Source organism: Deltaproteobacteria bacterium, from assembly GCA_016218975.1.
Taxonomy (GTDB): domain Bacteria; phylum Desulfobacterota; class Deferrimicrobia; order Deferrimicrobiales; family Deferrimicrobiaceae; genus JAENIX01.
The window spans coordinates 1-7,179 of the sequence record JACRCO010000064.1; the positions used below are offsets into that span (position 1 = coordinate 1).

6 protein-coding genes are annotated in these 7,179 nt (G+C 61.8%); all 6 read left to right on the plus strand.

Features of this window, described 5'->3' with window-relative positions; all coding sequences use genetic code 11:
• Nucleotides 1-122: 122 nt before the first annotated feature.
• Entirely contained in the window at nt 123-695 is a 573-nt protein-coding gene (locus tag HY896_08665; GenBank protein ID MBI5576421.1) for a sigma-70 family RNA polymerase sigma factor, read from the plus strand.
• 57 nt (nt 696-752) lie between these two features.
• Nucleotides 753-1,523, plus strand: coding sequence for a hypothetical protein (locus HY896_08670; GenBank protein MBI5576422.1), 771 nt, complete (start codon nt 753-755; stop codon nt 1,521-1,523).
• Nucleotides 1,520-2,119, plus strand: coding sequence for a hypothetical protein (locus HY896_08675; protein ID MBI5576423.1), 600 nt, complete (start codon nt 1,520-1,522; stop codon nt 2,117-2,119). Before HY896_08670 ends, HY896_08675 begins: the two co-directional genes overlap by 4 nt.
• A 2-nt stretch (nt 2,120-2,121) precedes the next feature.
• Nucleotides 2,122-5,958, plus strand: a complete 3,837-nt coding sequence (locus HY896_08680) for a CxxxxCH/CxxCH domain-containing protein (GenBank protein ID MBI5576424.1) — start codon at nt 2,122-2,124, stop codon at nt 5,956-5,958.
• On the plus strand, nt 5,955-6,908 hold the full coding sequence (locus tag HY896_08685) for a hypothetical protein (protein ID MBI5576425.1): 954 nt from the start codon (nt 5,955-5,957) through the stop codon (nt 6,906-6,908). The genes HY896_08680 and HY896_08685 overlap by 4 nt, the downstream gene beginning before the upstream one ends.
• Before the next feature lie 20 nt (nt 6,909-6,928).
• On the plus strand, nt 6,929-7,179 hold a 251-nt coding region (locus HY896_08690), incomplete at its 3' end, for a hypothetical protein (protein MBI5576426.1).

The following is a 7,179-nucleotide window of genomic DNA, read 5'->3' on the forward strand; positions in this document are numbered from 1 at the left end:
GAAGATACGCTACACGGGCACCCCGTGAGGCGTGCCGAGCCCGCTGGGAATATACGAAATGGGGTACGCCGGGCGCGGTTAGAAATTGCCCGGAGGCGAGGGATGTGATGTAATTTGCCCTGATGGTCTTCGACGAGGATTCAAGGCTTGCCCGCAGGATCCGGAAGGGAGACCGCCAGGCCTTCGAGGCCCTGCTGGGCAAGTATGAGCGTCCCATCTATTCCTTCATCTACCATTTTTTCCGCGAACATCCGCTCTGCGAAGACCTGACGCAGGAAACATTCCTGCGAGTCTACCGGTTCATAGGGTCGTTCCGCCCGAACGAGAAAATGTCCACGTGGCTGTACTCGATCGCCAAGAACCTGTGCATCGACGAATTGCGGCGGCGGAAGAAGGGAACCGGAGTGGATATCGATTCGGTCGACCCCGAACTCCTCGTCGTCGACGGCAAGGATGGCGGCGACCCCCAGCTCGCCGCCATCGACGCGGAACAGGGTGAAATAATCCGCGCGCTCATTCTTAAGCTCCCCGAAAAGTACCGCACCTGCATAATCCTGTTCTACTTCAATGAACTTACATACGAGGAAATATCCGAAATCATGAAGATTTCCTTGAGCAACACGAAGATATTACTTTTTCGCGGAAAAAGGATGATTCTGGAACTCATGCGAAAAGAAACCTGCGGGAAGGTGTAACAACCTGCCGAATTTACTTGTAATAAAGGTACGAAGCGGCTGGACGGGGGGAAAGTCGTGAACGGTTGCGGGAAGTACGAAGACCTCATCGCGCGGTACATTCACGGCCAGGTCCTTCTACAGGACAAGGAGGATCTGGAAAGCCATATTTCCATGTGCTGCGCATGCGGGGAACTCTACCGGGAAATCGCGGACATCGACCGCGTCCTTCGCGGGATGCCGGAGAAAACGGCGGATCCGCCGCCCCATCTACGCTCGAAAATCCTTGCGAATCTGCCGGAAAAAACCGGATCGGCGCTATGGGTGCGGTGGGGTAGATGGGTAGCGGCGCTCGGCGCGGCAGCTGCGTGCATCGTGGCGGCGACGGTTTTTTATCGGGGCACGGCCTTTCGGGAAACACGCGTGGCATCCGTTCCTCATCCCGCCCCTCCTGCGGCGCAGACGCCTTCGGAGCCCGCTCCCGGTAAACCGGCGAAGCCTGCCGCGGAACAGCCCCCGTCCCCTGCGGTCACAGCGCAACGTACTAACCCTCCCGCAGAAAAAATCCTGGTCGTCCGCGAGGTCAAGATCTACTTATATCATCCCGCCGCATCGATGGTCGCCGTCACGGGAGATTTCAACGGCTGGAATCCAAAGGGGGTTCCCCTCTCCTCATCAGGGGCCGGGGTTTGGAAGACGACATTGAGGCTCAATCCCGGCGCATACTCCTACAACTTCATCGTCGACGGAAATCTCATCGTTCCCGATCCGAATGCATCCGAACAGACGCCGGACGGTTTCGGGGGGACGAATTCGATTCTCCTGGTCCGGGGAGGTAATTCCGTGTGAGGTCCCGGCGGCGGGGCGGTTACGCGGGCATAATCGGTTTTTGTCTCCTTGTTTTCGCGGCGGTCTCACACGGCGAACCGGTAGACGATCTCTGCCGCATTCACGGTGTGGCATCGCAGGAAAACATCGTGAGGATCGGCGAGGCGTACGCGGCGGCGCGGAGGTCCGGGATCCCCGAGGAAGAACTTCTGCCGTTTTTCGAGGACATCCTGAAACACAAGCTCGATTGTCCGCAGATGGTGCGGATCCTTTCCGTCGCAACGAAACTGCGTGAGACGGGGCTTCCGTATTACGTCGTATTCAGCAAGGTGAGGGAGGGAGTCGCCAAGGAAGCCGCACCGGCGCTGGTTGTCGAAGCCGCGGAATCGAAACTTAAAACTTTATACGAATCGCGCGATGTTCTAACATCGCTCGAAGCCGGTGAGTACAGGGTTCTCGATTACAAGAACGCGGCCGTAATCGTATCTTCCTACATCGAGAAAGGATATACGCCGGGCGAAATCGTAACTCGGATCCGCAGAAAAGGGATAAAGGGGGCAGGATTTGCCGCGCTGGCAGAAGTCGTGGAAAGAAAAGTGAAGCGGAAAGAACACTGACCTTGCTACCGTCAGGGCGCCGATTCGCCGTCTGGATGGTGTTGCTGGCAGTCGCCGGGGGTTGGATGGTGTTTTCATCCAGCGGGCAGGCCGGAATGGGGGTCGTAGGCAGCCCCCACGATTTCTCCACCACGACGCCGGGGCCCTGGACCCGTGACAATGCAGCGTATACCTCGGGGGGGGTCGCCCCCTCGGGCGTATGTTCCGCATGCCACGTCCCTCATTTCGCCAAATACGCCCCCCTCTGGCCGCGGAACCTTTCCAATTACGACAACGCCTTTCTGCTGGACGGAAGCGGAGGATCGTCAGGGAAGCCTAATTACCGCAGGGCGTTCACCAACCAGTGCTACGACTGCCACGACTACCATCAGACAAGCGTGGAACGAATCGACGACCTGCCGAACTTCTCGAAGTTCTCCAACGCAAGTTCAGGCCACAAACCGCAAAACATCGCGTTCGGCTTCACGACCCCGTTGACGGGGAAGGACCTGAACTCCACCATGAAGGAAGATATCCCGGCGGGCACTGTATCCGGCTACTACGAAAATACGCCTCCCTTCCAGACCCAGCCCACGAGAAATTACGGTGCCAATGACAACGCACGCCGCCCCCTCGACAACACGACGCTTGGCCTCACCGGCGGGCATTTCTTCAAATCGGGAGACCCCAATGCCACCGGGGGGGCATACAAGGGCGACAAGCTGCCGTGCAGCGACTGCCACGAACCGCACATGTGGGACGGCAACGGCGCCTGGCAGGCGTTCTTCCGGAGGAGCTGGCCCTCGGGGAGCCCCGTCTGGACGCGCCTCCAGTCATGGTCCGGCCGGGCGAGCACCTACATGGCGAACGCGCCCACGCCGACGGGGGCCACACGAAGCGACCTCGACAGCAGGACGATGTGCGAGGCGTGCCACGGATCGGCCGACTCCGGCAATCCCCCCGTCACCTACCCGCAGATCAACGATTCCTCGTCCCCGAACCCGTACACGAACAATCAGCAGATCGTCGGATTGCCGTCGACGGTATCGGAGCACTTCAACTCCCGTTCGCAGGCGGCCTGCGTGGGCTGCCACAGCCATAACAACATCGGCGCGAGCTGCTCGCAGTGCCACGGATTTCCGCCGAGCTCCACCGCTCCTGTCCCATATCCTGCGAGGTTTACGCCTGTCCCCAATCCGGACAACGACGCCGATACATCGACGCGCGATGCCCACCCGATGCATTACGGAGGCAGGGCGGGGGATACCCGGGGCATCCCGCCGTATATCTATTTATTCGAGTGCGGGACTTGCCATTACGGCTCGGCCATGGGGATCGATTCGAGCCTGGCGCATCATCAGGACAACCTGGTTTCGGTCGTACTCCAGGGGACCTACACGAAGGCGCCGAACGGACCGGGCGGAGCCTACGACAACACGAATTATTACAACCAGGGGCCCGGCTTCCCGTTCCCGCCCACGCGGACGGGGCAGCTCGACAATACAAACGTTTCGCCGAACGGCTGGGGAGCCGGTTCCAGGTATGGCGGAGATACGTGCCGCAACGTCTATTGCCACAGCGCGGGACGCGCGACCGCATCGATGGCGGCGGACAACGACAACGACTTCAGGCGTCCCGTGTGGAACAGCGGGCAAAAACGCTGCAACGACTGCCACGGACTCGGAACGGATAACACGACGAATGGCGGGATCAATTACGGCATGCCCAGTTACGCCAACGGCGGAGCCGGGACCGACAACGCTAATTCCCACAGCGCGCACGTGGTCACGAACGGTATCGAGTGTTCCGTATGCCACGCGGGCACGGTCACGGGCAGCAAGGCGAGCCGGTCAATCGTGACCACCACGGTCCCGAGTCTTCACGTGAACAGGGTGCGAAACGTGCAGTTCGGCGGCGGTGTGACGGGGACCTACGACAACAACACGAAAACCTGCGCCACAAGCTGCCATGGGGGTCTGCCGTGGGGCAGTGCCGCATCGGGATGCGCCGTATGCCACTCGTCGAACAACCCGGACACGGACCTCTACCTCAACGGGACCGACAACCTTTACTCTGGCGTAACGGGGGGCAACATCGACAACACGGAGTGGATATGGTCGGGGCACGGGCGGCCGACTTCAGCGGGGGCGTATGAAAAGAGCGGATATCCCGCCGCGAACTTCGGCGGTCACGCCGGGGCAGGCGATCCGTGCTACTACTGCCACAATCCATACGTTTCGCACGACAATTCCACGAACCCGTTCCGGCTGAAGGATCAGACGGGGGCGGCCTCCTATCTCGCGACGCTCGGCTGGAACGCCACATGCATGGTCTGCCACATCCGCTCGGGGACGCCGCCCCCGACCCCGCCTCCCGGCTATCAGCCGGCCGTCGGGTACGACAATGTGAAAGCGGCCTCATCCTTCGTCGACAACGCGCATTACGGCACGAAGCACACGTCGACCAACGGAGGGAAGTTCTGCTGGGACTGCCACGATCCCCACGGCGACCGCTCCCAGACGAACGGAAACAACATTTACATGATTCACGGGGGCACCGCGGCCCGCGGCGGGACCGCCGTCGGACAGCTTTTACGCCAGAGCGACAACGTGTACGGCATCCGGGGATCCTCGGGCCAGCTCACGGCCAACGCCCCATCCTTCACCGACAATGCCTCCGGCGCAAATTATGTCGACAACAACGCCACGAAGCGCGGGATCTGCCAGGTCTGCCACACGCAGCCTGCGATCGCGCACTACCGGTCGGACTATTACGACGGCCACAATATCGGGACGCGCTGCACCGTGTGCCATCCGCACAACACCATGTTCGCTCCCAGCGGCGGAAGAAACATCGAGCAGTTCGTGGACAACGTGACGGGCACCCCCACGGCGAACTACGAGGACCGCTCTCGGCACCCCCATACTCTTACCGCGAAGACGTATCCGGCCGAAGTGAACTGCCTTGGCTGCCATGGCGTCTCGGGCACGACGAACGTATCCAACGAGTGCCAGACGTGCCACTACGAGTACCGTGGGGCGGACAACACGGCGCATCCGAATTCCGTGTTCGCATGGGCGACGCCTGCAAGTCCCGCGACGCCATACGCCGCGTACCCGACGGGCTCGATCAAGGACACCGCGCAGGGGGACACCTGGTGCTTGTTGTGTCACGGAGTTTCGGGAGGACCGCAGCTCGCCGGACGCACGCCGCCCAACATCCTTTCCGGGGGACAGAGCTGGACCGGCGGAAGCGCTTCGGGGCACGGCGCATCGGCGAGCCTTTCGGGAGGAGCCTCCGGGCCGCCCGCTTATCGTTGCGGCGACTGCCACTACTCGACTGCGGTCCGAACGGGCAGCTCGGATTCGCGGACGCAGGTGCAGGGAGGTTTCCACGGGAGCGTGAACCGGAAGCTGGTCCGCAACGACAACTCCTCGATACAGGAATATCCGCATCCCGCGTCGGCCGACACGAGGTACGACACCGTGGACGAGCGCTCGACGCAGACAAACGCCTGGTGCGCGACCCAGTGCCACCGGAACGCGACGAACGGCGCGCCGAAAGACGATAACGTCGTGCTGCACACATGGTCGGTCAAGGGCGGGGGCAGCCGCTCCGGTACGCAGAGCCACCCGACGAACATGGCCCCGATTCCCGATTCCGGGAAATTCAGGAACCCACCTGCGCTGCCGCTTTCCGAGTACATGGGCGGCGGCGCATCCCTGCCGGGCTCCGGGAACGAGGGCTGCGTCGCCTGCCATGAGCCGCACGCGGCAAGCAACACGCAGACGGACAAGCAGATGTTGAGGATGGAGTGGGCCGACAATACTTCGACGCTGTGCAAGCAGTGCCACATATGACGGCCCGGGCGTCGGCAACTTTCCTGTGCGCTGTCCTGTGCCTGGTAAGCCTTTCCCGCGCGGCCTACGCCGCGGATGTGCGCGATGCGACGGCGATCCGCGCTTTTTTCGGGAAGGAGGCCCTTCCATTCAGTTGGGTAACGGGAGTTTTCCGCGACGGTAACGACGTATGGGTCGGAACGAAAAACGGGACGCGAATTTTCAACCTGGCGCTAAAGACGTGGAGAAACCCGCCGAAGGGATTAATGGGAAATGCCGTGACGGGCCTTGCGCGATTCGGGGGAACGCTTTACGTGGCGACCGACGCGGGGCTGAACGTCGCCGGACCCGGCGGGTGGAAAACGATGGACCGCATCGCGAATGCCGTAGCCGCCAACGGGGACCTCGCGGCTTCGGACGGCACGCTGTGGATGGCCGCCCGCACGATGACGGGGGGACTGCTGGAGTTCGACGGGACCGGCTGGAAACTCCTGTCCAGGGGGGAAGGCACCGGGGTGATGAGCAACATCACGCGCATCCACGCCTGGAACGGGGAACTTTGGGCGGGGACCACTAACAACGGTATTTTCCACCTGAAATCCGGGAAATGGACCGTCATCGGGCCGGAGGACGGCCTTCCCGGGCTCTGGATCACTTCCCTGGCCGCTGCCGCCGACGGTATATACGCGGGGACCCCCGACGGCCTCGGGTTCTTCGACGGCAGGCGCTGGAAGATCTACCGCGTGCAGGACGGCCTTCCCGGCAACAAAGTGAGCTCGCTGAAAGTATATAAAAACAAGGTCGTTATCGGGACGTTCGACCGCGGGATCTCGATATTCGACGGAAGGCGCTTCCGGAACATCGGGAGCGCGGATGGGCTCTCCGACGACCGCGTGGAAACGATCGAGGTCGTGGATGATGTCCTCTGGGTCGGCACTATCAACGGGCTGTCGATCATCGGGAATCCCTGATGCGCAGGGAGGGCGGATGGATGGGCGAAGGAGGGGATAGCGTGGCGCACCGGGCGCGGTGCCTTTTGCGGTCCTGGCACGTCGTCCTTGCCGCGGCGGTATTGCTTGCGGCCGGGAGCGTGGTAAGGGCCGACCATTCGAAGATGGATCCGAACGCCAGCTGCTACGCATGCCATACCCTGAAGGCATCCGAAGTGCTTTCGTCCACCAGGAGCATCCGGACATCGAAGCCGAAGCTGACCAAACTCGCGGACAACACGGCGTGGGCCGC

Excerpts from the sequence above, each read along its gene's own strand:
- HY896_08665 (MBI5576421.1), top strand. The coding sequence starts at position 123 with ATGGTCTTCGACGAGGATTCAAGGCTTGCCCGCAGGATCCGGAAGGGA.
- HY896_08685 (MBI5576425.1), top strand. The coding sequence starts at position 5,955 with ATGACGGCCCGGGCGTCGGCAACTTTCCTGTGCGCTGTCCTGTGCCTG.